Origin of the sequence: Sphingobacterium arenae (genome assembly GCF_014692505.1) — a bacterium.
Classification (GTDB): Bacteria; Bacteroidota; Bacteroidia; order Sphingobacteriales; family Sphingobacteriaceae; genus Sphingobacterium; species Sphingobacterium arenae.
Genome location: NZ_JACNYK010000001.1, coordinates 1,368,276 through 1,393,563, shown reverse-complemented (window position 1 = coordinate 1,393,563; position 25,288 = coordinate 1,368,276). Strand labels below are relative to the sequence as shown.

19 protein-coding genes and 1 tRNA gene are annotated in these 25,288 nt (G+C 40.7%); 5 read left to right on the top strand and 15 right to left on the bottom strand.

The genetic code is table 11. From position 1 onward, the window contains the following. Nucleotides 1–27 precede the first annotated feature (27 nt). Nucleotides 28–1,122 (top strand): AI-2E family transporter, encoded by a 1,095-nt coding sequence (locus H8B17_RS05305; RefSeq protein ID WP_190308083.1) that lies wholly within the window; start codon nucleotides 28–30, stop codon nucleotides 1,120–1,122. A 6-nt stretch (nucleotides 1,123–1,128) separates the two neighbouring features. Here H8B17_RS05305 and H8B17_RS05300 read toward each other — a convergent pair whose 3' ends face one another. From H8B17_RS05300 to H8B17_RS05240, 13 genes are all read right to left on the bottom strand, one after another. After that, nucleotides 1,129–2,433 carry a bifunctional folylpolyglutamate synthase/dihydrofolate synthase gene (locus H8B17_RS05300; RefSeq protein ID WP_223816372.1) on the bottom strand — a complete coding sequence of 435 codons (1,305 nt, stop codon included), beginning with the start codon at nucleotides 2,431–2,433 and terminating at the stop codon, nucleotides 1,129–1,131. Nucleotides 2,434–2,438: 5 nt separating this feature from the next. After that, nucleotides 2,439–3,260, bottom strand: coding sequence for an energy transducer TonB (locus H8B17_RS05295; RefSeq protein WP_190308082.1), 822 nt, complete (start codon nucleotides 3,258–3,260; stop codon nucleotides 2,439–2,441). 48 nt (nucleotides 3,261–3,308) lie between these two features. After that, nucleotides 3,309–3,716, bottom strand: coding sequence for an ExbD/TolR family protein (locus H8B17_RS05290; protein WP_190308081.1), 408 nt, complete (start codon nucleotides 3,714–3,716; stop codon nucleotides 3,309–3,311). An 11-nt stretch (nucleotides 3,717–3,727) separates the two neighbouring features. Beyond that, the gene (locus tag H8B17_RS05285) at nucleotides 3,728–4,420 is read right to left on the bottom strand and encodes a MotA/TolQ/ExbB proton channel family protein (protein WP_190308080.1); all 693 of its coding nucleotides are present in this window, start codon (nucleotides 4,418–4,420) and stop codon (nucleotides 3,728–3,730) included. Nucleotides 4,421–4,458: 38 nt separating this feature from the next. Then, complete coding sequence (locus H8B17_RS05280; RefSeq protein WP_190308079.1) at nucleotides 4,459–5,523, bottom strand: HU domain-containing protein; 1,065 nt, start codon at nucleotides 5,521–5,523, stop codon at nucleotides 4,459–4,461. 39 nt (nucleotides 5,524–5,562) lie between these two features. Beyond that, nucleotides 5,563–7,308: a porin family protein gene (locus H8B17_RS05275; protein ID WP_190308078.1), complete on the bottom strand. Its 1,746-nt coding sequence runs from the start codon at nucleotides 7,306–7,308 to the stop codon at nucleotides 5,563–5,565. A 15-nt stretch (nucleotides 7,309–7,323) separates the two neighbouring features. Further along, complete coding sequence (locus tag H8B17_RS05270) at nucleotides 7,324–10,353, bottom strand: tetratricopeptide repeat protein (protein WP_190308077.1); 3,030 nt, start codon at nucleotides 10,351–10,353, stop codon at nucleotides 7,324–7,326. Nucleotides 10,354–10,590: 237 nt separating this feature from the next. Continuing rightward, a complete protein-coding gene (locus H8B17_RS05265) occupies nucleotides 10,591–11,529 on the bottom strand; it encodes an aspartate carbamoyltransferase catalytic subunit (protein WP_190308076.1) in 939 nt (312 codons plus the stop codon). Between the two features lie 22 nt (nucleotides 11,530–11,551). Continuing rightward, on the bottom strand, nucleotides 11,552–12,097 hold the full coding sequence (gene pyrR, locus H8B17_RS05260; RefSeq protein ID WP_190308364.1) for a bifunctional pyr operon transcriptional regulator/uracil phosphoribosyltransferase PyrR: 546 nt from the start codon (nucleotides 12,095–12,097) through the stop codon (nucleotides 11,552–11,554). Nucleotides 12,098–12,147: 50 nt separating this feature from the next. Further along, complete coding sequence (locus H8B17_RS05255) at nucleotides 12,148–15,177, bottom strand: glycosyltransferase family 117 protein (protein WP_190308075.1); 3,030 nt, start codon at nucleotides 15,175–15,177, stop codon at nucleotides 12,148–12,150. A 395-nt stretch (nucleotides 15,178–15,572) separates the two neighbouring features. After that, complete coding sequence (locus H8B17_RS05250) at nucleotides 15,573–17,309, bottom strand: peptidase associated/transthyretin-like domain-containing protein (protein ID WP_190308074.1); 1,737 nt, start codon at nucleotides 17,307–17,309, stop codon at nucleotides 15,573–15,575. A 7-nt stretch (nucleotides 17,310–17,316) separates the two neighbouring features. Continuing rightward, entirely contained in the window at nucleotides 17,317–18,246 is a 930-nt protein-coding gene (locus H8B17_RS05245) for a FecR family protein (protein ID WP_190308073.1), read from the bottom strand. Then, complete coding sequence (locus H8B17_RS05240) at nucleotides 18,243–18,776, bottom strand: RNA polymerase sigma-70 factor (protein ID WP_190308072.1); 534 nt, start codon at nucleotides 18,774–18,776, stop codon at nucleotides 18,243–18,245. Before H8B17_RS05240 ends, H8B17_RS05245 begins: the two co-directional genes overlap by 4 nt. A 238-nt stretch (nucleotides 18,777–19,014) precedes the next feature. Here H8B17_RS05240 and H8B17_RS05235 point away from each other — a divergent pair, with 238 nt between their 5' ends. Continuing rightward, a complete protein-coding gene (locus H8B17_RS05235) occupies nucleotides 19,015–19,581 on the top strand; it encodes a porin family protein (RefSeq protein WP_190308071.1) in 567 nt (188 codons plus the stop codon). Nucleotides 19,582–19,786: 205 nt separating this feature from the next. Here H8B17_RS05235 and H8B17_RS05230 read toward each other — a convergent pair whose 3' ends face one another. Continuing rightward, nucleotides 19,787–20,428 carry a DNA alkylation repair protein gene (locus H8B17_RS05230; protein WP_190308070.1) on the bottom strand — a complete coding sequence of 214 codons (642 nt, stop codon included), beginning with the start codon at nucleotides 20,426–20,428 and terminating at the stop codon, nucleotides 19,787–19,789. Between the two features lie 490 nt (nucleotides 20,429–20,918). Next, nucleotides 20,919–20,992: transfer RNA gene (locus H8B17_RS05225), tRNA-Pro, on the bottom strand. 271 nt (nucleotides 20,993–21,263) lie between these two features. On the opposite strand from H8B17_RS05225, the gene rplS reads away from it, so the two are divergent. The 3 genes from rplS (at nucleotide 21,264) to yidC (ending at nucleotide 25,245) form a co-directional block, all read left to right on the top strand. Beyond that, complete coding sequence (gene rplS, locus H8B17_RS05220) at nucleotides 21,264–21,611, top strand: 50S ribosomal protein L19 (RefSeq protein WP_190308069.1); 348 nt, start codon at nucleotides 21,264–21,266, stop codon at nucleotides 21,609–21,611. 164 nt (nucleotides 21,612–21,775) lie between these two features. Continuing rightward, nucleotides 21,776–23,383, top strand: a complete 1,608-nt coding sequence (locus H8B17_RS05215) for a CTP synthase (RefSeq protein ID WP_223816371.1) — start codon at nucleotides 21,776–21,778, stop codon at nucleotides 23,381–23,383. A 44-nt stretch (nucleotides 23,384–23,427) separates the two neighbouring features. Next, a complete protein-coding gene (yidC, locus tag H8B17_RS05210) occupies nucleotides 23,428–25,245 on the top strand; it encodes a membrane protein insertase YidC (protein ID WP_190308068.1) in 1,818 nt (605 codons plus the stop codon). Nucleotides 25,246–25,288: the final 43 nt, after the last annotated feature.

The window sequence follows — 25,288 nt, the reverse complement described above, 5'->3', positions numbered from 1 at the left end:
TATTTTGTGACAGTATAACGTCGAAACATGAAATACAAACAAATTAACAACAATTCCATCAATCAGATTATGCTGATCATTATCATTGTCTTGATATTGATTCTCGTTTTCAGTAATCTATTATACTATTTACCTGGCTTTTTGGGAGCCATTACGCTTTATATCCTGTTTCGTAAGTCTTATTTCCATCTTACAGATGTTCGTCACTGGAAAAAATCATTGACCAGTATCTTCTTTATCGTGCTTTCTGTTGTTTTTATCGTATTGCCCCTGTGGGCGCTTATCGATTATCTGATAGCACAGCTCAACAGTTTTCTAGGCAACCGCGATGAGATCATTGAGAAATTTAACATGCTAAAGGAATATATGGCTGATAAACCTCTCTTAAGGGATATCGACATGTCAGACGCGGCATTATTAGCTTTTTTGCAAAACTTGACACGTTACGTGCCTAATATCTTAAATTCCGTTGCAGAGGTAGCCGTTAACATTATCGTAACCCTCTTTGTCCTTTATTTTATGCAGGTGCATGCAAAGAAAATGGAAATCACCATATATCGCGCTCTCCCATTCAGCCGTACGAGTAAACAGGAGATATGGGATGAAGTGAACATGATGGTCCGTTCCAATGCGCTTGGAATCCCTATACTTGGATTTTTTCAAGGTATAGTTGCGATGATAGGATATTGGATTTTCGGGGTCGAAAGTTATATCTTGCTTGGATTATTAACAGGAATCGCATCCATTATTCCTATTTTGGGAACCATGACGATTTATGTACCTATCTGCCTCATCGCCTTTGCTACAGGTTCTTTAGGGAATGCTATTGGTCTAACGCTATACTGTTTCTTTTTAGTAGGTGGGATAGATAACATCCTACGTTTTACCATTTTAAAAACCATTGGAAACGTTCCCCCGATGATTACGGTATTTGGTGTATTATTAGGCTTAAACCTCTTCGGTATGCTCGGACTTATCTTTGGCCCATTGATCCTTTCTTCCATTGGCGTATTGGTTAAGGTTTATAGCAATGAGTACGGTAAGGGTATTGTGCGAGATTACAAACGTTCGCGTATCCCGCGACAAAATGATTCGTCTACGATGAATACAGACAACGAATAAAAACGGTTATTTATATTCTTTTAGTACATCGGCCACCACAAAATTGCTACCTCCGACAAAGATTAGATCTCCGTCTGCATAAGCTCGCTTTGCCGAAGTAAGGGCGTTAGCGATAGAAGAGTATGCTTGGCCCTTTAATTCGTATTTGTCCGCTTCCTCTTTCAATTCCATGGCAGGCAAGGCTCGTGGCATATCCGGGCTACAGAAATAATAAACGGCCTCCTTCGGGAGTTGAGGAAGCATGTGGCTTAAATCTTTATCCCGCATAGCTCCAATAACAACATGTAAATTATGATGTGCTGTTGCTTGGATGTTCGCCACAACCTCCCGTATACCATCTTCATTATGTCCCGTATCGCAGATAATAAGGGGATCTACAGATAGTGTTTGCCATCTTCCTTGTAAGCCTGTATTCCCTTCTACATAAGCGAGACCATACCGTAATTGCTCTTCTCCAATCTCCCACCCAAGTTTTCTCAATTCATCCACAGCCGTCAATACTCCCAAGATATTTTTTTGTTGATAATATCCCGCTAATCCAACGTAGATCTCGTTCGCTATATGGTGTATGTTATCTACGATATTTAACGTTAGGCCAATACCGCTAGGTTCGCAAGCCTGCACGGCTAATTCTGTTGAAGCAAAACGAAGGGGAGCATTCATTTTTCGGGCTTTCTGCTGAAAGACGTAAGCAATTGATTCATCTCGTTCCGATAAAACGACTGGCACATGCGGTTTGATGATACCCGCCTTTTCGCTCGCTATCTCCGCTAGCGTGCTGCCGAGCAAATCGATGTGGTCCATACCAATATTAGTGATCACACATAATTCAGGAACTAAAATATTGGTACTGTCTAATCGCCCACCTAGCCCTACTTCTACAACGGCAACATCTACATTTTCTGACGCAAAATAATCAAACGCCATAGCTACCGTTACCTCAAAAAAAGACGGTTGAGTCTCTTCTATTAAAGAACGATGTCTATTAACAAAATTGGTGACTTTTCCTTGTGGAATCATTACTCCGTTTATACGGATACGTTCTCTAAAATCGACGAGATGTGGTGAGGTGTATAATCCTGTTTTATATCCGGCAGAAGCCAGAATAGAAGCTAACATATGAGATGTGGAGCCCTTTCCGTTGGTGCCGGCGATATGAATAGATCTAAATTTGTTTTGCGGGTTACCCAGTGCCTGACAAAGACGCATCGTATTGTCGGTATCTTTTTTTATCGCGCTGGCACCATCACGGGTAAACATGGGTAACCGAGCGAATAGATACCCAATTACCTCATCATATGTTTTTACCATGTAAGTTACCTAGACTTGAAGTTGAAAACAATGGTTCCTTGTTGGGATTCCGGTGCGTTCTGCAACTGATTCAAACGCGCCGACATAACTGCACGTTCAATTTTCTCCCAGAGTCCTGGCTCGGATAAGGTCGTCCCAGAACGACCGGCTCTGGCAGAAGTAATTCTTCCTTCTTTATTCACCGTAAACAGCACCACCACCCGTCCGGGACGTTGTCCGCGATCGTCAAATTTAGGTGGTACTGCCCAGTTTCGGTTTTTAATGTCCAACATCATATTCCCATCTCCCGAGCCGCCATCACCATAATTACTAGCCAACGGATCTCCTAAGTTACTACCCTGATTTCCAGCAGTCGTGCCAGTTCCATCACCTTTACCTGTAGTATTATTTTGCTTGCCTTTGTATAAAGCATTTGGATTAACCGCAGGTTTCGATTCTTTCTTTTCCGGCGTAGCGATATCTGCGTTTGCCTGTATCGGTTTTTCCTGCTTAGGCACAGCAGGCGCATCATCCATATCCTGTGTTGCGACCACTTTATCCGTCACTTGTTGTGATGGTGTCGGCACAGGAGTCGTATTTGGATCTACTTTATCGGGTTGTACATTATTGGCGTTTTCATTCATAGACGGTTCGTCAACGCTCATGTAATCGTCTCCCATTCCCTCCTCTGCAGTACCATAATTTACAATAATTCCGCCCATGCCATAACGCGGTATATCTCCTCCAAATACGATAAAAAAACCAATCAACACGAATAAACCCATCACCGCAGTCGAAAGCCCCAGCGCCTTAGGCATATTATTTTCCTCTTGTGTGTGGTAATACATATCTTTTTTGTTTAGCTTTTGACCATGCTATTTTCCAAACGTTTAATTCTACTCTCTCTTCGGCTCTGTTGCTAGAACCATCCTGACACCATTCCTATTGGCTATGTCCATCACCGCGATGACGTTCTGAATAGGCACTGCACTATCTGCGTATAACATAATCGTTAATTCCTCACCTGTCGCTATATTCGACTGAATAAGCGGTTCCAATTGTTCTAAACTCACCGGTTGCTTATCAACATGATAAGTCAAATCCGATGTGATGGAAACCGTCATGGTCTTTTTTGCCACCGATTGTTCTCCCGCGCTTGATTTTGGTAAAAGTAACTTGACCACCTGTGGGTTCGCAACTGCAGAAGCCAATAGGAAAAACAACATCAAGAAAAACATGATATCGTTCAGTGCTGCAGTGTGTACCTCTGCTGCAGGCTTATGTCGTCTATTCCTTAAATTCATTTTAAAAAATTTTATACACCCGGCTCGTCCAATAAATCGATAAACTCTACGGCATCTGTTTCCATCCGCAGAATTAGTCTCTCCACCATCATGTTCAATGCGTGATAACCGATATAAGCCAAGATACCCACCGTTAAACCACTAGCCGAGGCAATCATCTTCACATATAGACCGCCCGAAACCGTACCGATATCGATACCTCCAGCCATTTCTACCTCACGAAAAATCTGAATAACCCCAAAAATGGTTCCAACAAAACCCATCATCGGTGCGATACCCGCCACAATACCTAAAATATTGATATTTTTCTCCAATTTAGACACCTCCAGTTTACCTGCATTTTCTATAGCAGCTTCAATATCTTTAATCGGCCTTCCTACACGAGACAATCCTTTTTGGAGCATCCGTCCCAATGCCGAATTGTTGGAACGACATACGGCAACTGCCGCGTCCAAGCGACCAGACATTACATTACTCTTCACCTGTGACATTAGACCGGTATCCGATTTTGTCGCCTTCCTGATCGTGATATATCGCTCAAAAAAGATAACCAATGCGAGAAACAAAAGAAATGTGATGGGAATCATGATCCATCCGCCTTTCATCAACATCTGAATCATATTCAGGCTCTCTTCGGTCGTCGCTAACTCTATAGTCTGCTGTTGAACTGTGTTCAAAGAATCCATCTCTTGCATAAATGACATCGTCTTTTTATAATATTTGTTATGAGTTTGTTTACTTTCTATTTAATCTTATCCGGCCAGGCGTCCTTGATGTGATGCCTTTGCACATATTTCAGGGCAGAGTCCACTTCTTGTTTTGTTCCGTACGAATCCCAGATTACTTTCTTCCGATTCTTTGCTAGGTTGCTCGGAATGACCCTTACCTTCGGGAATCCAGCTTTATTGTAGGATTCTGCTTGTTCATAAGCCTGTGCCAACGTTTTATGTGAACCTATCACAATCTGCCAAGTGTGGTGTTCGGGAACCAACAGTTCCTTCATTTTTGTTTTTATTTCGGCGCTATCTATATTATTTTGTGCCAGTGAGTCGATGACCTGTGTTGAATCTCCTGCCAACGAAAGCGCCGTCGTATCTCGTTTGTGCAAATTTGAATCGATAGCTAACACTTGTGTTTCCGGTACGCTCGATTGATGTCGGTTTGCTAAATACAACGCAACCATGATTCCTAACGCAATCACGACGATAACTGCATACCATATTGTATTGCTCCGTGGGCTGACCGCCTCTTCATCAGCAACAACCGATTCCACAATATCAGCTGCGACGGGTTGCTCTATTTCCGGTATTGATTGCGCGCCCTCCGTCGGTTCTTCACCAATGTTGGCAACATCTTCCATTACAGGGCTCTTTTCATCCAATTCAGGGGTATCCTCTTCGGTGGGTTGCGGTTGTCCGGCTATCGCTTCGACAGGTTCATAATGAAAGCCGGACAGATCCAATGCTTTGAAAACATAGCTATCTCCATAGCTTACCAAATGACCTAAATCATCTAACTTCGCTTGGCCCTCCTCTCGCACATGACGTAGCAAATCGATAACTTGTAATGCTACCGCTTCCTCGGCTTCCTTTCGGTCTATAAGCTCTAACTGCTGTATATATTGAATAAAATCATATCCTTGTCGGCTTGTCTGTTCAAAATCAATATATGTTATAGGTGGAAGATAGACATTTCGCTTCTCGTCATACGTTGCCGGCGTATGGTTCCGCCTGAAAGAACCCAACCCCTCTACGTATACTTCGGGTTGCCTCTTTAACAGGTTATAAACGTTCCTACCTAAATTCATCCTATTTTCTATTAACTCACAAAGTTATATGTTCTGCGCTTAAAATGAAAAATTTAAACCACCGAGTACGTTAAATCCGAGCTTCGGATAATATAAATATGTTTGATATTCTGTATTGAAAATATTATTTGCTTTCACAAATAACCCCAACTGCTTCGTCGCTTTATATTCGGCTCCCGCACTCAAATCGAAAAACGAAGGTACTTCTTTTCTATAGTAGTCGCCTGTTGGGATATAAGCACCTGAAGAAGCGTCATAACTATAATCAAAAGCTTTTCCATAAGATACACCGTGGAATAACGCCTCTGCGTCTATATACAATTTTTCAGAAATATTAAAGCGTGCATTGGCTGCCAGCCGTATTTTTGGTGTATGCCAGACCTCCTCTTGCTGTGCAGAGGTATACTCATCGATATTTAAACGACCTCCCAAATTCACTAATTTGGAAAGACGCACATTAATCTCTCCCTCTACGCCAACATGTTTTACCGCTTTATCGCCATTTCCATCATAAAGGATATCAAACTGAAAAGGCGTTCCTGTATTGTTAACGAACAAAGGCATTCCTTCTAATTGTCGGTAAATGGCTTTTACTTTGTAACCGAATGTTGCTCCTGCGTTTCCTTTAATCCCCCCGAAAATGTGTAAACGCTCCACCATATTCTGAATAGCAAGGTGACTACCTAAAAACGGATTTTGTCTGGCAAATTCCCGATAAGAAGCTTTTTTTACTCCTCCATTTACCCCACCGAAAATATGGAAGTATTCTGGCGCTAATGCAAAATCCACTTCAGCCGACGGGAAAATATTGAAACTAGTACTATCTCCAAACTCAGGAATAAAGTTCGCGCCTAACGTAATCGCATAATTATCTCCTTTAAAACGGATATACGGGTTTAAAGTTGCTAGCGAATTCTTTGTTCTTCCTCCACTAGAGATATTGTTCGTGCCGTCAACACTATTTATATCGACGCTTACATTTGCTCCAACATTAAAAGCGTTCACCCGCTTATTTAGATAAGCAGATAATGCGAATGATGTTTCCTTCGCATCAAATTTATCACTAAACGAATAGGCGTCCAACTTTGCGGAATAGGTTATGGCTTGGTCATCATTCGGGTCATAGTTACTTGTTAGCTCGCCCGTAAAATAAATATCGTTGAATGCCTGACTCTCTGGCGATGGGTTTAGAGACGACATACCATCATCCGCCAGTGGTATTCCATAAAAATTGGTCGCATAGCGATTATAGCCGATTAAACCATCGACCGTAAATAAAGGTAGAATTCGTCTGCCGAATACACCTACTTCCTGACGGGAAAATTTCTGCCCTTCTAGGCTTCCTTTTTGACTTAGGTGCTTTAGGAAACCGCCCACCTGCATATCTTCATATTCATCATAAGAGAAATAACCTTCACCCAATATGGTGTTGAAATTTCCTAAGCCAAACTTCACGTAATTACTTCGCAAATCCTGTGCCTGAGAAAAAGGTGTTTCCTGCACATTTAATTCTTTCAATCCCGTGTTGATATCCAGCTTTTTGTCGGGTATATTTCCATAAGATAATTTCGGCATGTAGCTACGCTTATTTGTCATATCGGGGCTACGACGAATCTTAACCGCATCTGCTAGAATAGGCCTATAATCACGGACAATATCAAATGAATCGACTGTCACCGGTCTGTCCGGAACAGTATCCCGCTGTTGTGCATACCCCTCCACACCTATACCAAGTAATAACGCCATGATAGCGTAATTCTTAAATACTTTTTTATGCTTCATCATTCTTCCTATTCTTACTTATTTCAATTTTTGTAAACGAGACTGAGCATCTTTTAGTACATCGTCCTCTTCATTATCATAATTGTCGATTACACTTTCTAATGTTGACTTCGCTTGGAAGGTATCGCCTTTACCAGCATAAGCATCAGCCATTAGAATAAATCCTTTAGCCACCCAATAGTCATACGAAGAAAAGGTATTGGAAATATCGAATGCGGACTCAATCGCTTTATCGTATTGCTTCGCTTTCAATTGTTGGTCCGCTACGAGATATCTCGCTTCTGCTCCCGTAATGGTATTGCTCTTCAATGCTGCGAGATTAAATTCTTTCAATGCTTCCGCCGATTTATTAGTAGCCACATATGCTTTACCCGAATAAAGATGAGCAAGTGCAATATCTTCTTCGGAAGATTTATCGTGTTCTTTCACCAATTTTGCGTAGGTTTCTGTCTGCACATAATCTCCTAAATTATAGTAAGCGATCAATTGGTTTTTGATCGCAAAACCATAATTTGACTTATATTCGGAGGTCAACTCTAGCTTTCGCAATACCTGTACAGCCTCATTGTACGCCTTTTTATTTAGGTGTAATTTGGCAACGCTAACTAAAGTTTGTTCGGTATAAGCACTAGTCCAATCGTTCATGATAATATTAAAATCGTGAAGAGCTTCGCTGTCTTTACCTAACCGCGCATAACTTTCCCCGCGGATAAAGCGTGCGTGTTTCTCTTGAATAGGTTTTGGAAATTTATCAAAATAGGCATTTATTGCCTCGACCGCCCCTTGATAATTACCTCTATCAAATAATGTTTTTGCCACGCTAAAGGTGTGGCTATCCTGTTCGGCCGTGCTCAAGTCACCAATATTGGTACTCGTGGCATAGCGGATATATCCAGTTGCATCGCCTTTATCTAAGTAGATATTCTCAATGGAACGCATGGCTTGCTGCGCCTCATCTGTTATCGCATACTGATCTACGACGCGCTGGAATGTCGCTAACGCAGCTTCATTTTCATTTTTATTATATTGAACCAATCCAATCGTAACCAATGCTCGAGGCACATAGCTACTACGAGGGTAATCTTCTACCATCTGTTGTAAGCCATCAATTGCACGATCATGGTCACCCATTAAGAAATGCGTATAGGGAATTTCAAAGGCTACATCATCCGCATAATTTGATTTTGGATACTTCGTTACAACGGAATTTAATGTGGCAATTTTCGCATTGTTATCCCCTTGTAATCCTTGTATAATTCCTCTTTGGAACAATGCGTAATCCTGGCTCGCCGCATTCGAGTTAATCAGCCGATTATAATATTCCATCGCCCGACCGTAGTTTTTCATACCGAAATAAGAATCTGCTAAACGGGCAATGGCGTCGTTGCGTGTATTCAACTCTATTCCCTCTTTGCCACCTGTTGCCAAAAAGCGTTCAAAGTAATTCGCGGCGGTATTATAACGATCGTTACGGAATGCTGCATAGGCTAGCGCATAATTGGCATAACTGTATACATCCGTTTTACGCGCTGCAGGCAATTGCATGAATTTGTTAAAATTAGCTACAGATTCGCCATACTTACGTACTTCATACATGGCTTCCGCTTTCCAGTACAACGCCAAAGCATATATCTCTTGATCATATTGGTGGGCTTCAGAACGCATGAACATGGAGATGGCATTTTCAAAAGCGCGTTCATTATAGAACTCCAATCCACGATAATAGGTTACTTTTTGGTAAGCGGCATTAGCCTCCTGGCCACGCTTTCCGATACTTTCCAAAATATCGACCGCAGCACGGTAGTTTTTTGTACTCAACAATACTTCTGCCAATAAAGTTTTTGCTTCTTCCAAACGCGCGGAACGTGGGTATGTATCTAAATATTCTTGCGTTGCGTCCAAGGCTACTTGATGAAACTCCAACTCGTACGATAGCTTCGCGTAATTAAAAAGCCCCTCTTCTTTAAGCTCCGGATCGAAATCCAATTTTGAAGCTCTAAAAAAAGCATTACGTGCACTTTGCTTATTTCCAGTTTTCAAAAAGGCATCCCCCAATGTAATCATCGCACTCTGATAATAGGCATCTGGCTCACTCAGCTTCTCTAATTCGCTGATGGCTTTGTCATAATCCTTCAGTCTATAAGCAATGTAACCGATCTGGTAGCTATCTTGATTGTTTTGTGTTTTTCCTTGATCCTGGGCCTGAAATTTATCGTAATAGCTTTTTGACTTTTCTAAATCCCCTTTTATAAAATAAGTTGCCGCGACGATCCGGAAAAGCTCTGTTTCATTCTCTTGCTTCGTACGATCCAAGATGGGCAAAGCATAATTTAAAACATCATCATAGCGCTTATCTAAAAAGTAAAGCGCAGTGATATAATAAGGATAGCTGTTTTCATAGGCCTTCGATCCCTCTAGCCTTTCGAATTCATTTAATGCCGTTTTATATTCAGCATCCAAATAGCTCAAATAGGCGTAGTAATAGATCGATGCTTCCTGATACTGACCACTTTCATCTTTCAACCGTTCAAATAGTGGTTTGGAAGTCTCGTAATCATCCGTCATAAACTTCGCATAAGCAAGTTTAAAACGGTACTCTACGTTCTCGGCACCTGCAAGGTTCTTACTGTCAATTTTTTCAAACCATTCTATGGCTTTAACATAGTCTTTCTTCGCATAATATGATCGACCTATCTGAAAATACGCCGCTTTCGAATTGGCACTGGCTGGATAGTCTTTAATATATTTCAAGAAACGGGATTCGGCATTGGTATCGCCTAACTCCAGTGCACAGATAGCTTGATAAAAGCGAACATTTTCTTTGATTAGGGTGAGCTCCTCCGTCTCGTCCAGTTGCAAGGTAGATTTAGTCCGGATGTCTTCGACTCGATCAAACTGCTTTGCTGCAGAGCTAAATTTCCCTCTTTCAAACAACTCCATTCCGGATTTGTACGCATTGTTTATCTGTTGCCAGGCCGTTTGTTGCCCAAACGCAGTGGCCCCCATTAAACTCAATGCCACTCCTACACCATAAATTTTCTTATTCATACTGATGAATTATTCAACAACTAAATCTTCGCATTAAACATGAAAACGCCTCACCTCAAGGCTCAATTCTTCAGGATACTAAATTATAACTAAACTTTCACGTTTTCCTCAAAAGTTCTTAACATCTGTTGGTAACCATGTCTTTATAACGAACTTTTTACCCAAAAAATATGCCCAACTTTTAAAAGCTGGGCATATTTCATTTTTTTTAACGCCACAGGACCGAACATCCGTCGATCACCCCCGTTGTCCAGCAAGCAAATAAAGCACTGCCATACGCACCGCCACACCGTTTTCAACCTGTTCCAGAATGATGGAATGTTCACTGTCCGCCACATCTGATGTGATCTCTACCCCCCTATTGATCGGACCGGGATGCATAATCGTAATCTGTTTATCCAAAGAATCTAGAATCTCTTTATTAAGCCCATAGAGCATAGAATATTCCCGTAAGGAAGGAAAATAACCTATATCTTGCCGCTCAAGCTGTATACGCAACATATTAGCCACATCACACCACTGTAACGCCCTGCGTAAATTGTGCTCCACTTTAACACCGAGGGAACTGATATATTTTGGAATCAGGGTCGTCGGCCCACATACCATGACCTCCGCTCCCTGTTTTTGCAAGCAAAGGATGTTCGACAGTGCAACACGGGAGTGTAGTATATCGCCAATGATCGTTACTTTTCGCCCCGCGACATCACCCAAGCGCTCACGAATAGAAAAGGAATCGAGTAAAGCCTGCGTAGGGTGTTCATGCGCACCGTCTCCGGCATTGACGATCTGTGCATCGACATGTTTACGCAGGAAAACGCCAGCTCCCGCATACGGATGGCGCATGACAATCATATCAACTTTCATGGCCAAAATATTATTAACCGTATCAATCAATGTTTCACCTTTACTAACAGAGGAAGAAGAAGCTGCAAAATTGATAGTATCAGCGGAGAGGCGTTTTTCTGCTAATTCGAAAGATAAACGCGTACGCGTAGAATTTTCGAAAAACACATTTGCAATCGTAATATCCCGTAGAGACGGAACTTTCTTTATCGGACGATTTAATACTTCTTTAAAATTTGCTGCCGTATCCAGAATAAGTTGAATATCATTTTCATTCAAATCCTTTATTCCCAGAAGATGTCTTGTACTTAGCTGCTCTATTGTAGTTGACATGTTATCAAAATTTTCTCTCGCGTTATTTCTTTTCCGTAATCAGCACAATGCTATCTGTCTCGTCGATATCCTGCCAGCTCACAATCACTTTTTGCGAATCAATAGAATCCACCTGTATGCCAATATAGTCAGGCTGGATAGGTATTTGACGAGAAAAACGACGATCGACGAGCACCATGAGTTCCATTTTACCCGGCCTGCCAAAAGCTTGAATCGCATCCATTGCGGAACGAATGGTTCGTCCTGTCCAGAGTACATCATCGATCAAAATAACGTCTTTGTCATCGACCATAAAATCGATATCTGTACTGTTTGCGATCAACGGATTAGCACCCTTCATTCGAAAGTCATCGCGGTAAAAAGTAATATCTAGAATACCGAGTTGGATCTCTGCCCCCGTCATTTTTTCCAGTTCATTTTGAATACGTTTCGCCAAGTAAGTGCCGCGGGGTTGAATCCCAATAAGCACCGCATTGGAAAAATCGCCATGATCCTCAATCAGTTGCTGGCATAGACGCTTGATCGTTATTTGAAATTTAGCTCCTTCTAATAAAATGGATTGTTTCATCATGGGAATATTTAAGCAAAAATAATGTATTTTTTGTGCTTTTCCTTTTTTTATTCGCCAGCTTGTTCAAAATAATGTCTGTACGTCTGGAATAACTCGTTTATTTGTTTTTTCAACTCCGGTTGGTCGATCTCATCTAACATGTGTTTGTATCGTTGAATCGATGCTAGCCCAAAACGCATATTCTGATATTCCAAGTTAGATTTTGTTTGTCCTACCCTCTCGTAATACGCCATGTTTTCGCGAATAAAGGTTAAGTTTCGCTGTGTAATCTCATTTGCCTTATCAGCTTCACCTACTTCATACATAGCCCCCAGTAGAGGAACATAACCCATTACCTCCGACATAAGAAATGCCTTTTTTGGCATATTTTCATACGCATCCAACACCAATTTCTTCGCTTTGTCCGTTTCCCCTCCCGACAACAGTTGCTGTGCAGATTGACCATATATCGATCCCACATACATACTGATATAGCGATAGGAATCAGGATCTATATACGACGCATTTCCAATATTGCCCCACGAAAATTTATTCATTACGTTATCGTATATCTGTTCGGTGTTCTCGATCGTGGATGGATCTCCTTCTTGTAATCCGAAGTCGACCGGCATCAGGCGATAGGCAAAACCTTCGTTTATTAAATACCTATCCAATCCCATGTAGTTTGTTTCCGGTGTAGTAATCGTATAATAGATAGGACGTTTCCAATTATTATTAGCCAAAATTGCCAACATCGAAAGTTCCGCGCGGCTCACATAGTTTTGACTGTATGTCCAGCGCATGGTATCCACAATAGCAGATTCCCATTCTTTAGGAACAACTTTATTTACCAAAACAGCCTTTTTATCCACAGTCAACTCCATTTTTTTAGTTGGCAACACGTTAACGAACTCACCGCTCTGTAATTGCGCTTTATTCTGCTGATTATCTGACAACATCACCTTCAGAAGATCTTGAACAGGAATATAGCCCGGCACATTATAATCTTGGTAATAAATTACATCACGCACACCATCTTTAATCAGTTCAGGGTCAATATTAATGGGCAATGCGTCAGCGTCATTGACTTTCTTCATCATCTGTTTCATATACCAATCCGCACTAAGTAGACTCAAATTGACAACGCGAACGTCGGTACGGAAACCTTCCACCTCTTGCACATACCACAGCGGATAGGTATCGTTATCCCCATAGCTAAACAAAATCGCATTAGGCGCGCAAGATTCCAGATAATTTCGAGCCATATCTCTCGCTAAAGATTTCTCGGAACGATTGTGATCATTATAATTCTGCGCAATAAGAATAACAGGACCCGCCAATACACCTACAACTGCTGCCGCATACCCCGCAACCTTTATATTCGTTTTCTTTCGAAGGAAATCTGCAATCGCCAAAACACCCAGACCAATCCAAATACTGAATGCATAAAAAGAACCGGCATAAGCATAGTCTCGCTCCCGCGGCTGTAATGGGTTTTGGTTCAGATATAATACGATAGCAATACCCGTAAAGAAAAACAATAACCCGACTACACCAGCATCACGCTGTCGTTTACCAAAGTGCCAAAAAGCTCCAAGTAACCCTAGAATAAGTGGTAGAAAAAAATACGTATTCCGAGACGGGTCTGTTTTCGCCGAAGTGGGTAGCGCATCTTGTCCACCAACCAACATATTATCAATAGGTTTGACACCACTTATCCAATTTCCCTCCGTAAAGGAACCATGTCCTTGCTGGTCATTTTGGCGTCCAGCAAAATTCCATAGAAAGTAGCGACCGTACATATGCCCAATCTGATAACCAAAGAAGAACTTTAAGTTGTCTGCAAATGTCGGTGCCTCATTCGGTCCCAATCCCAAATATTCTCGATAATATTCTGGATGTCCACCTTTATCACTGTAAATTCGGGGAAATATAGTTTCTCTATCATAACCATAGGCCGGATTACGCTTAGCGACCACATATTTATTACCATCCTTGCGATACACTTTCTTTCCATCTTCTACACTCGTAAGCCGGGCGTCGAAGAACTTACCTTTAAAGAGGGGCTCATCGCCGTATTGTTCCCTGTTCAAATAACTGAGAAATGAAAACGCATTATCGGGATCACTATTATTTAAAGTAGGGTTAGCTTTTGCACGAATCATAATCATCGCAAAAGAACTGTACCCCAAAATAATAAAAGCCGTACTGATCATGGCAATATTCAAGATATACTTCTTCTTTTTGACAGAATAATAAATACCATAGGTCAATCCGCCAACGAGTAATAGGATAAAGAAAGCGAGACCCGAACCAAAACCTAAGCCCAGCGTATTCACGAAGAACAAATCAAAATAGGCCGCAATTTTAACAGAATATTGGATGACCCCCCAAAGGATAAAGGCCAACACAACGACTCCTAGCGCCAACGCTTTTAAAATTCCAGCACTGGTACTTTGTTTTGTTTTCCGGAAATAAATAACCAAAGCGATTGCAGGGATAACCAATAAGTTCAGCAAATGCACGCCAATGGACAACCCCATCACATACGCTATCAGTACAAGCCATTTATCTGCTTGCGGTTCATCCGCCCGCGCTTCCCATTTCAATATAGCCCAAAATACGACGGCCGTGCAAAGGGAAGACATCGCATATACCTCCGATTCCACAGCAGAAAACCAAAACGTATCCGTGAAAGCATATGCTAGTGCCCCTACCACTCCAGAAGCCATAACGACAAATAGTTGCGGAGAACTTAATTCGGCATGGTCCGATGTGCCGACAAATACTTTACGCGCCAAGGCGGTAATTGTCCAAAACAGAAAGAGAATTGTCAAACCACTACAGACAACAGATCCTATATTCATCCAAAATGCAATCCGGGAGGTATCCCCCATCGCTAAATTGGAAAATAGATTTTGTATCATCAAAAACAGAGGGGCGCCCGGTTGGTGCACAATCTGCATTTTAAAAGCCGAGGCAATAAATTCACCACAATCCCACCAGCTCACCGTACGTTCGACCGTCATGATATATATTACCGTCGCGATGATTCCACATATCCATCCCAAAAGGTTGTTGATCTTCTTGTAATCCATTCTATACTAGATAAGGTTATTCTAAAATACGCTCCGAAAATAAGGAATACTAACCGACTATTAAATATTATTTGCACATTTTAACGAAGTTTGTTACAAACACTACAATTAAAAGCTCATACTTTCTACTTCTCGTAAAAAAATATTTCACTGAGAATCAGTCTGGATATAGGATTTTAGCTATTTTTTTTTGTAAGTTTTAAAAACTGCTGTATATTTGCATCGTCAAAACGGAAACAAACCCGGTTTCGACAAAAGTTTGTCCCATAGTATAAGGGTAGTACAAGTGATTTTGGTTCATTTAGTCTTGGTTCGAATCCAGGTGGGACAACAAAAAGAGAGCGCATATATGCGCTCTCTTTTTGTTGATCTAATCTTTGTGCGTTTCTATAACGTTAGAAAATATACGTCAAACCAATTGTTCCCCCACCGTGAAAGGTATTTCTTCTCTGGTCGGCTCCCCAAAACCTCCATACCCGACCCCTAGCTTCCTGCATAGGATTGACTGCCTCCGCATAGGTTAGCGAAGGTGCCGCATATACCTGAAGATGCCGGCTTAAATTGATCGCCGGTACAAGACGTAGAGAACTTCGGTTAGGATCAATGTATTTAAAATCCTTATCAAAATGTGTGCGATGAACCAGTTCTGTAGACAAGGTAAACGTTGTTCTTCGCAACAGATGCGCTCCAATACCCGCCTCAATACCGTATTTAACGTCATGATAACTTAGATAGGCTCCTATTCCCAAGACACTATATAACACCCGTCCACCACTTTTAAAATTTAAATTCGTGAACCGACTTTCGTCGATGCCTACTGACAATTGACGGGAGCCATTTCTAATCCAATTAAACACGCCGATAGGATAATCGCTACTGTCAGCAACGTTAACAACAGCAAACTGCACACCGTGCACCTTCTTGGCCACATTAATTCCTCCCGCCAATTGGCTTCCGATCTCATCCTTAGCTAAATTCATCACGCCGGCAAACTGCAGGTTCTTTGGAGCATAATTAACCTTATTGATACCCCCTGTTAATTGTATTCCCGACAGAGCCGTATCCGCGCTATTCCACCCGCCTGCAAATTGTGCACCGGCCAATTTATTCAAACCAACATTGCTGATTCCCGCCGCCTGGAATCCTTTAACGTCGCCTCCAACCACATTGAATAAACCGGCAAATTGGAGGCCGTGCATATCAAACTGGTTGACATTAAAAGCACCAGCAATTTCCGTCCCATTCACTCCCGCTGTATATCCTCCAATGATGTTTAGCGAAAACTTATTAACTACCTGCGAGTTGAAAAGCCCGTGCGTACTCAAACCAGGAGTCATCGAAACTTGAAAAGGGCTGTACACAAAGAATCCTCCTAAATTAAGGTTTTGTATTCGTTGTCTGGAACTCGTAAAGAATCTACCAAAGGCGGTATTTGAAATCATTTTACTAGAATCAGACGCATAATAATACCCAGTTTTCCTCTCCTTCCCGGAGAGCGACACCTCTACCGGGAGCAATAAGACGAGCATCGTATCGCGGTAGTTTTCTTTACTCAAGGCAATTGTAAAAGTAGCTTCTGGATGCTTAACATCTAGCTCAAAATATCCACGTTTATTCGTAAGCGTAGCTGCTTGATATGTCGTTCTGTCGTATACAGTCGCAAAACTAACCGGTATATCCGTTCGAATATCTTTAACATAGCCAGAAATTCTCGTCCGATTATTTTTGGTCGTATCCAAATCGACGGTACTTAAATTCATCTGTTGCGGAGCATACCTTATAATAATATGCGAATTGGTCTCGTTAAAACTGTATTGCTTGCCAAGCAACTTTTCCAAATAATCGATCAACGTCCCTTGATAAGAGCCTACAAAAACTTCTTTATCTAAATCGAGTAGTTTGCTATCATAGGAAAACAATACCGCTTGATCTTTTTTTAAGATCTCAAAAACATCTCTCATACTTGCTCCCTCAAATTTCGGCAGCTGTATATTGTTTGAAAGTCTATTTTGAGCAAAGACTGGTAAATAGTTAAAAACAACGATCACCGCGCTAACCAGGAAAAGCTTCGATTTCCGAATAATATATAGGATAATTTTCAAATGTTTGATAACGTCAGCGTATTTTGACATAAACTGTTTAATTAATGTAATAGGCCTCATCTTTTTTACTTATTTTTAAGCTGAACGTTTTAAGAATCACGTCAATGATTTCGTTCAGATCCTGCTGCTCGAACGTTGCCGTATAGGTTAAAGCCTTGATTCTTGGGTCTTCGATAAGAAACTTTTTTTGATAGGCCTTCCCTAAAATTTCAAAAACTCGTGGCAAGGGCGTATTTTCGAATGTAAATTCCTGATGAACATAATACCGATAAAGCTGATCCGGAACGGTGTCTATGCGGGCTTCCCGATCAGAGGTATCCGAGACAACAATCATCTGATTAGGCTTTAAAACAACTTCCTGCCCCCTGTAGCCAACTTTTACAGCACCACTCGCAACAATAACTTCTGTATCCATTCCATCTCGCCGAACCTGAAAACTTGTCCCTAACACTGTGATTTTACTTTTACCGCTTTCGATGACAAAAGGATGATGTATGTCTTTTTTTACGTCAAAAAAGACTTCTCCTTTCAGTAGCCGAACCTTTCGGTCTTTCTCAAGCCATTGCTTTCGATACACCATTTCTGCGTGTGTATTTAGATGCACCGTACTCCCGTCCGGCAATCCAATGTGTTGTACCTGTAGATCTGTTGCTAGTTGTGTTTCTACGCTTAGAAAAGATCGGAGTCCCCAAAAAGCAAATGCCCCCAACAGTACCAACGACGCAGCTATGTGCATCCAATTCAGGCTATATCGCTTCCCCTTGCCACGCATCCGAACGAAATCAGACCATGCCTTATCAATGTTTATTTCAGGAACCTCATTAAATTCGCCCCCAATGTCCCATACTTTTTTCATTTCCTCCAATTCCTTTTTATTGTCGCTTTGCTCAGCAACCCACGCTTCCACCAAAAGACGCTCTTGATTGTTGGCTTCTCCAACAATATATTTTATTATCAATTCTTTCATAATCCTGTCATGATGATTAAAGTCAATAGATTTAAATAATCTGCGAGATGATGTCGCAAGTGTTTCAACGCTCTGGTCATATGCCCTTCCACAGTTTTTAGTGACAATGTCAGCGCGTCTGCTATTTCATGATATTTCAATTCCTGAAACCTACTCATCTCAAATACCATCCGGCTCTTTTCTGGTAATCTAGCCAGGGCGACATGCAATTGTCGTCGCAATTCAGTATCACTTTGTTCTGCATAGGTGTGATTAGCCCCAGCATGTTGCAGATCTATTTCATATCGAACCTTTCGTTGTTCTCGCTTAATGAGATTTACACTCTCGTTATATACCGCACGGTACAGATAGGATCGAACAGATGTATGGATAATTCGTTGCCAGTCTTTTTCCCACAGTTTCAAAAAAACTTGTTGAACAGTTTCTTCCGCCGTCTCGGTATTCCCCAATATTTTAAAAGCATATCGATGCAGCTCTCCAAAATGAGCCCTGAATACTTCTTCAAATTTTTTTTCTTTATCTAACAGCATATTTATATTCTAAATGCCCTAACTATCTATAAAGACAATCAATTCGGTTTTCACCCTTGAAAGATTTTCTCTTTTTGTTTTTTCATCCACATTCTCCATTCTTTTGGAACAAAAATAGACAACGACAATTTATTTTTATTTTACAGTAAGGGTATATCCAGAATAAACTGTCATATACCTAAAAGAATAAACAATATTTAATCTTAAACGTAATCACAAAATGAAAAAAACGCAAAAAATGCAAAAACAAGCACAGCACGTATTAACGATTTTCGTTTTATGTCTTGGCTTTCAGTTAACAGCATATGCCCAAGACATTACATACGGTTTGAGGGCAGGAGCTTTATACAATATGCCAAGCTTTGGCAATAAAGCGGTCAGTGATTCTGAATCGAAGTTTGGGATACAAGCGGGAGTTTTCGCTCGAACTTCTGAAAAACTATATCTGCAAGGAGAATTAACCTTTTCTACCTTTAAGTCGAAATATACATTTCAACAACGAAACTACAAGCCGACTTTCTATCAATTGAATTTACCGATCCAACTAGGCTATAAAATCATAGAAACAGCGCAAATGAATTTACGAGCTTCCGTAGGTCCTCAAGTAAACTATAACTTAAAAAAGATTGATGCTACAGATAACACAAATTTCAATACATTCACTTTTGATGGCGTTGTGAACATCGGAACGGACATCAATCGCTTTACGATAGATCTTCGATATAATCACTCGGTTAACAAAACGAGTAAAGCCCTTGATAGCCGAGATCGAATAGTAGGCTTATCTGTTGGATATAAGTTTTAAATTGTAATATTATTATAAATGGAAAACGGTTCGAGCCACGGTTCTCATCTTGCCTAAAATTAAAAAAAGACTGACGAAAATCAGTCTTTTTTTAATATACCCTATTTTGTAGGCATTTGCGTTCTGTTGATAGCACCTTTTCCAATCAAACAATATACTTTATTATCATCAAGACACGCGGTTCGTCGATAACAATTTACTCTTTCTATTTTTTCAGCTTATCTACTTGTATAGCTATTAATTTGGGCAAATAATTAGGTGTACAATTTTTGGCAACTATTTCATCCTTATATAAGCCAGTGCGTTCGCCAAGTTCAATACATCTGGAGCGATATTTTTCTTCAAAAATTCCGATTTGAGCCGTCGTGTAATTCATAGCCCATTGTACTTCTGGCACCTCCTTTTCAATCCGTATTTCGATTTTAGAGAGCAATTCTTCCGTATTTGGAGGTGGTGTTTGTCCAACCCAACGTAGACGAGCCTGATAATACCAAAAAACTCGTCTTTGCAACGAAGACGGGCTATTTTCCCAACTTTCCATTAATGAAATTGTCTTTTTGTCTTTGGAAAGTTGATTTGCCATTAACCAGTCAATTAACTGAAGTTTTTCACCATCATTATGTTGCCTAATGTTGTTATCTAACTTATCGATGAGTTTTTGCGAAAGCTGCTTCTTGTCCATAATCAGAATAGCCAATTGTCGGGGTAAAAACTCCCCCGTAGACCAAAGTTCCAAAGCAAGTTCGTGATCTTTTTTAATCTCGCTCGCAATCTTCCGTAGATCGCCCAACTTAGCTCCCCTATTGATTTGGGCCAAGACGTTTTCTGCTTTTGAAGAGCGTTTCATATCAATCTTTGTTTTACTCCTATTTTAACAAGCTTAATTCTTTGGTCATTTCTGCAACCGCCTCAGGTCTGCCGTGAAATTGTGCAGGCGTGTTTTGGAATAGAGATATTACTAGGTCGTTGAACAACCCATTCTGGTTTATCATATTTTCAGGAATATCTTGTCTGAACGCCCAAAATGCAACAATCTTTATCGTTGTCACAATCTTTTCGTTACAAATCTAAAAATATCCGTTTTTTATCTTCTTTGCATAAGACAAGAAATTGAACATTTATTTATGATAACCAAGCATATCATCGTTAACAGATGTTCCAATTGGCTGTTAATATTTGCCAGATATGTCAAATAAGCTCTGTGTTCGGCCGGGGTGGCAGGATTGCTTTAGCCACGCAATCCCCAAGCTCCACCCGAAAGCTCCTGCGGATCGAACCAACGGTTCTCATCCTGCCCTAAAACAAAAAAAGCCCGACTTGTTGTCGAGCTTTTTTTGTCGGGGTGGCAGGATTCGAACCTACGACCTCCACATCCCAAATGTGGCGCGATACCGGGCTACGCTACACCCCGAAAAGGTATCACCTTTTTTGTGTGGCACAAATATACGGCATATTTTATTACTGTCAAGATTTTATTTACGATTATTCCCTAATCTCCTCATTAATTGCAGAATAATAATATCGTGCATTATTAATTACTTTTTCTTTAGCTTTGCATCCGTTTATTGAAAAAGCGTTTATCAGGTTTTTTAAAAAAGTATTTTTTTATTCAAGATAAAAGCCGTAATATTGCATTCCGATTTTTGCAGGATATAAAATCGTTTTAATAATTACTCGAAATCATGGATTTAGTAAAATTTGTAGAAGAACAAGCGGTAGTGAAAAATGAAATCCCCGCTTTCAAAGCAGGAGATACCGTCAGCGTTCATTATAAAATTCGCGAAGGAAATAAAGAGCGTGTTCAGGTGTACCAAGGCGTCGTTATTCAGTTAAACAGCGAAGGTTCTAACGCTACTTTTACAGTGCGTAAAATCTCTAACGGTATAGGTGTTGAACGTATTTTTCCGATAAATTCGCCTAACATCCAAAAAATAGATATTAATAGTGTAGGTAAAGTTCGTCGCGCTAAATTATTCTATTTACGTGGCCGTACCGGTAAAGCCGCACGTATCAAAGCGAAACGCATATAATAAATACATACCGCCTTAAAGTATAAAAAGCCTCACCATTGTGGGGCTTTTTTTATGCTTTAATTTCGGTTAGTATCAAAAAAAACTTATCTTTGTATCCCGTACATAAAGCAGATTTAAAGCCATATTTAGGTCTTAAAATAGCTGAAATTTTCATTATTGCTATGAGTAAATACATCTTCGTTACGGGCGGCGTAACTTCGTCGTTAGGAAAAGGCATTATTGCTGCTTCTCTCGCCAAACTTCTCCAAGCTCGAGGGCTTAAAGTGACCATACAGAAATTCGACCCCTACATTAACATCGATCCGGGAACATTGAACCCTTACGAACACGGAGAATGTTATGTAACGGAGGATGGCGCCGAAACGGACCTAGATCTGGGTCATTACGAAAGATTTTTGAATGTTCCCACTTCGCAAGCCAACAATGTTACGACGGGAAGAATATACCAACATGTTATTGATCAGGAGCGTGCAGGAGCCTATTTAGGAAAGACCGTTCAAGTAGTTCCACATATTACCGATGAAATCAAGCGGAGAATGCAACTCTTAGGACAAACCGGAGAGTACGACATTGTTATCACGGAACTAGGAGGCACCGTCGGCGATATCGAGTCGCTCCCGTTTATTGAGGCAGTAAGACAGCTACGTTGGGAACTTGGCAACAGTGACTCTTTGGTCATACACCTGACCCTCGTTCCTTATTTAGCAGCCGCGGGGGAGCTGAAAACCAAACCAACACAGCATTCCGTAAAAACGCTTTTGGAATATGGTATCCAACCCGATATCCTCGTGTGCCGTACGGAACATAAACTAACACACGAAATCAGGAAAAAACTTGCTCAATTTTGTAATGTTAATATAAATGCGGTAGTTGAGTCTATCGACGCTCCTACCATATACGACGTGCCGCTAAATATGCTTAAAGAGCAATTGGACAAAACCGCTTTAGCGAAACTGAAGTTATCCAGCAAGAACGAACCTAATTTAGAAAGCTGGAAAACTTTTTTGGGCAAACTCAAAAATCCAACAAGTGAGGTATGTATAGGTTTAGTGGGCAAATACATCGAACTTCCCGACGCTTATAAATCCATTACCGAAGCGTTTATCCATGCTGGTGCGATCAATGAAACCAAAGTAAAAGTAAAATATATCGCAGCAGAAAGTATCAGCGATGACAATGTCGCTGAGAAACTAAAAGATCTCGCGGGAGTTTTGGTCGCTCCCGGCTTTGGCGAACGTGGATTAGAAGGCAAATTGGCTGCAATTAAATTCGTACGAGAAAACTCAATCCCTTTCTTCGGTATCTGTTTGGGTATGCAGTGTTCCGTTATAGAGTTTGGAAGAAATGTCCTTGGTTTGAAAAAAGCAAACAGCTTTGAGATGGATGAAAATACACCTCATCCGGTTATTAATTTAATGGAAGAACAAAAAAACATTACCGATATGGGGGGCACCATGCGACTGGGGGCATATGCCTGCGACATAAAAAAAGGTACGAAAGCCTATTCTATCTACGGTAAAACTAAGATATCCGAACGGCACAGACACCGCTACGAATTTAATAACGCGTATCTAAAACAATATGAAGATGCGGGTATGATCGCGTCGGGGAAGAATCCGGAAACTGGACTGGTAGAGATTGTCGAATTGAAAAACCACCCTTTCTTTGTGGCAGGACAATTCCACCCCGAACTAAAGTCGACTGTAGCAAATCCTCACCCGCTTTTTGTTAGCTTTGTAGCCGCTGCCATCTCCTATAGAAAAGGTTAAGACATGCATTTGTAATATATAATTGAAAAAATAAAAAATAAAAAATGGATAGAAATACCCTCATTGGATTAGTACTAATTTTCGGAATCCTGGCAGGCTCTTTTTATTTAATGAAACCTACGGAGCAAGAACTTCAACAAGAGCAAAGGCTTCAGGATTCGTTAAAAAGAGTTAGAGATGGCCTTCCTATTACAGACACATTAAGCGCTAATTCGCAAACAACAATTGACACCGCCGAAATATCCAGCAAACCATTTGGCAATGCTCGTCTGGGAGATGAACAAGTCGTTACACTAGAAAATGAGTTGATTATTGCTAAGGTAAGTTCCAAAGGTGGGCAAATCCGATCTGTTCAGTTGAAGAACGAAACAAATTACGATGGGAAACCTCTCATGATTATTGACGAGGGTCAGAACCAATTCGGTTTCGCTTTCAAGGCCAATGACGAAAATATCAACACCAGCAATTTGACCTTCACCCCACAAGGTGGAGATATTTCCGTTACCGGAGAGTCTACCCAATCGATAACTTTTAGACTGAACTATAATGAAACCCAGTATTTAGAATACACGTATACTATTAAAGGTAACGATTATAACATTGGACTTGATGTGAAAGCAGTGGGTATTCAAAACCTCATGGACATCAAGTCCAATTCCATCGGATTAAACTGGGAAACAACGCTGCTCAGAAAAGAACGAAATGCTAAATCCGAACGTGAACGGTCAACAATATTCTATAAAGAATCTACGGGGAATGTAGACAATCTATCAGAGACAAGTGACGATAAGGAGCAGATCTCGGAAAAACTAAGTTGGATCGCGTTCAAACAACACTTCTTTTCTGCCGCCATAACATCTGATCAACCGTTAAACAACACAGAACTTAGTGTGTCTTTTGACGCCAACGATGGCGTAATCAAACACTACAAGGCTTCTGCAGATTTGGATTTCTCAGCCCAAAAAGATAATCACTACACTTTCAATTTATTTTTTGGTCCGAACCAATACAAAGTGTTGAAAGCACATGGAGATGATTTCGAACAAATCATTAAGATGGGTTGGGGACCTATGGGTTGGATAAACAAATTTATCACGGTTCCAATTTTTGACGTTCTCGACGGTCTTCATTTGAGCTACGGTATCATTATCTTAATATTAACCCTTATTTTGAAGGGCGTATTGTTCCCATTGACCTACAAATCATATCAGTCCATGGCGAAAATGCGTGTATTAAAGCCACAAATCGACGAAATAAAGGAAAAAGTAGGCAACGATAATCCTATGCTTCTTCAACAGGAGACCATGAAGCTGTATAAACAAGCCGGCGTAAATCCGCTAGGGGGGTGTTTACCCCTCGTGCTACAGATGCCTTTCACACTTGCTTTCTTCTTCTTCTTTCCCAATCTATTTGAGTTACGAGGAGAGAGTTTTCTTTGGGTAAAAGATTTGTCCACTTATGACGCACCGATTACTTTTACCCCTATTTTTGGAATAGACCATATTTCATTTATGTGTGTGCTCATGACACTGACCACATTGGTAACGACATGGTATAACAATGCTACATCTGGCGCAGCAGCCAACAATCAAATGAAATACATCGGTTACTTTATGCCGTTGATATTCTTCTTTGTATTGAACAGTTTCCCTGCTGGATTAAACTACTATTACTTCTTATCAGCAGTCTTAACATTACTCACGCAGTTTATCATTCGTCAGTTTATTGATGATGACAAAATCTTAGCAAAGATCGAGGAACATAAGAAAAACCCAAAAGCAGCAAAAAAATCCTCTTTTCAACAAAAAATGGAAGAGATGATGCGTCAACAGCAAGCACAACAGAAAAACAGAAAGAAGTAAATAATAAAAAAGCCCGGCTAAACAGCTGGGCTTTTTTATATGT

Coding starts and splice junctions, on each gene's coding strand:
- H8B17_RS05305 (WP_190308083.1), top strand. CDS start 28: ATGAAATACAAACAAATTAACAACAATTCCATCAATCAGATTATGCTG.
- H8B17_RS05300 (WP_223816372.1), bottom strand. CDS start 2,433: ATGGTAAAAACATATGATGAGGTAATTGGGTATCTATTCGCTCGGTTA.
- H8B17_RS05295 (WP_190308082.1), bottom strand. CDS start 3,260: ATGTATTACCACACACAAGAGGAAAATAATATGCCTAAGGCGCTGGGG.
- H8B17_RS05290 (WP_190308081.1), bottom strand. CDS start 3,716: ATGAATTTAAGGAATAGACGACATAAGCCTGCAGCAGAGGTACACACT.
- H8B17_RS05285 (WP_190308080.1), bottom strand. CDS start 4,420: ATGTCATTTATGCAAGAGATGGATTCTTTGAACACAGTTCAACAGCAG.
- H8B17_RS05280 (WP_190308079.1), bottom strand. CDS start 5,523: ATGAATTTAGGTAGGAACGTTTATAACCTGTTAAAGAGGCAACCCGAA.
- H8B17_RS05275 (WP_190308078.1), bottom strand. CDS start 7,308: ATGATGAAGCATAAAAAAGTATTTAAGAATTACGCTATCATGGCGTTA.
- H8B17_RS05270 (WP_190308077.1), bottom strand. CDS start 10,353: ATGAATAAGAAAATTTATGGTGTAGGAGTGGCATTGAGTTTAATGGGG.
- H8B17_RS05265 (WP_190308076.1), bottom strand. CDS start 11,529: ATGTCAACTACAATAGAGCAGCTAAGTACAAGACATCTTCTGGGAATA.
- pyrR (WP_190308364.1), bottom strand. CDS start 12,097: ATGAAACAATCCATTTTATTAGAAGGAGCTAAATTTCAAATAACGATC.
- H8B17_RS05255 (WP_190308075.1), bottom strand. CDS start 15,177: ATGGATTACAAGAAGATCAACAACCTTTTGGGATGGATATGTGGAATC.
- H8B17_RS05250 (WP_190308074.1), bottom strand. CDS start 17,309: ATGTCAAAATACGCTGACGTTATCAAACATTTGAAAATTATCCTATAT.
- H8B17_RS05245 (WP_190308073.1), bottom strand. CDS start 18,246: ATGAAAGAATTGATAATAAAATATATTGTTGGAGAAGCCAACAATCAA.
- H8B17_RS05240 (WP_190308072.1), bottom strand. CDS start 18,776: ATGCTGTTAGATAAAGAAAAAAAATTTGAAGAAGTATTCAGGGCTCAT.
- H8B17_RS05235 (WP_190308071.1), top strand. CDS start 19,015: ATGCAAAAACAAGCACAGCACGTATTAACGATTTTCGTTTTATGTCTT.
- H8B17_RS05230 (WP_190308070.1), bottom strand. CDS start 20,428: ATGAAACGCTCTTCAAAAGCAGAAAACGTCTTGGCCCAAATCAATAGG.
- rplS (WP_190308069.1), top strand. CDS start 21,264: ATGGATTTAGTAAAATTTGTAGAAGAACAAGCGGTAGTGAAAAATGAA.
- H8B17_RS05215 (WP_223816371.1), top strand. CDS start 21,776: ATGAGTAAATACATCTTCGTTACGGGCGGCGTAACTTCGTCGTTAGGA.
- yidC (WP_190308068.1), top strand. CDS start 23,428: ATGGATAGAAATACCCTCATTGGATTAGTACTAATTTTCGGAATCCTG.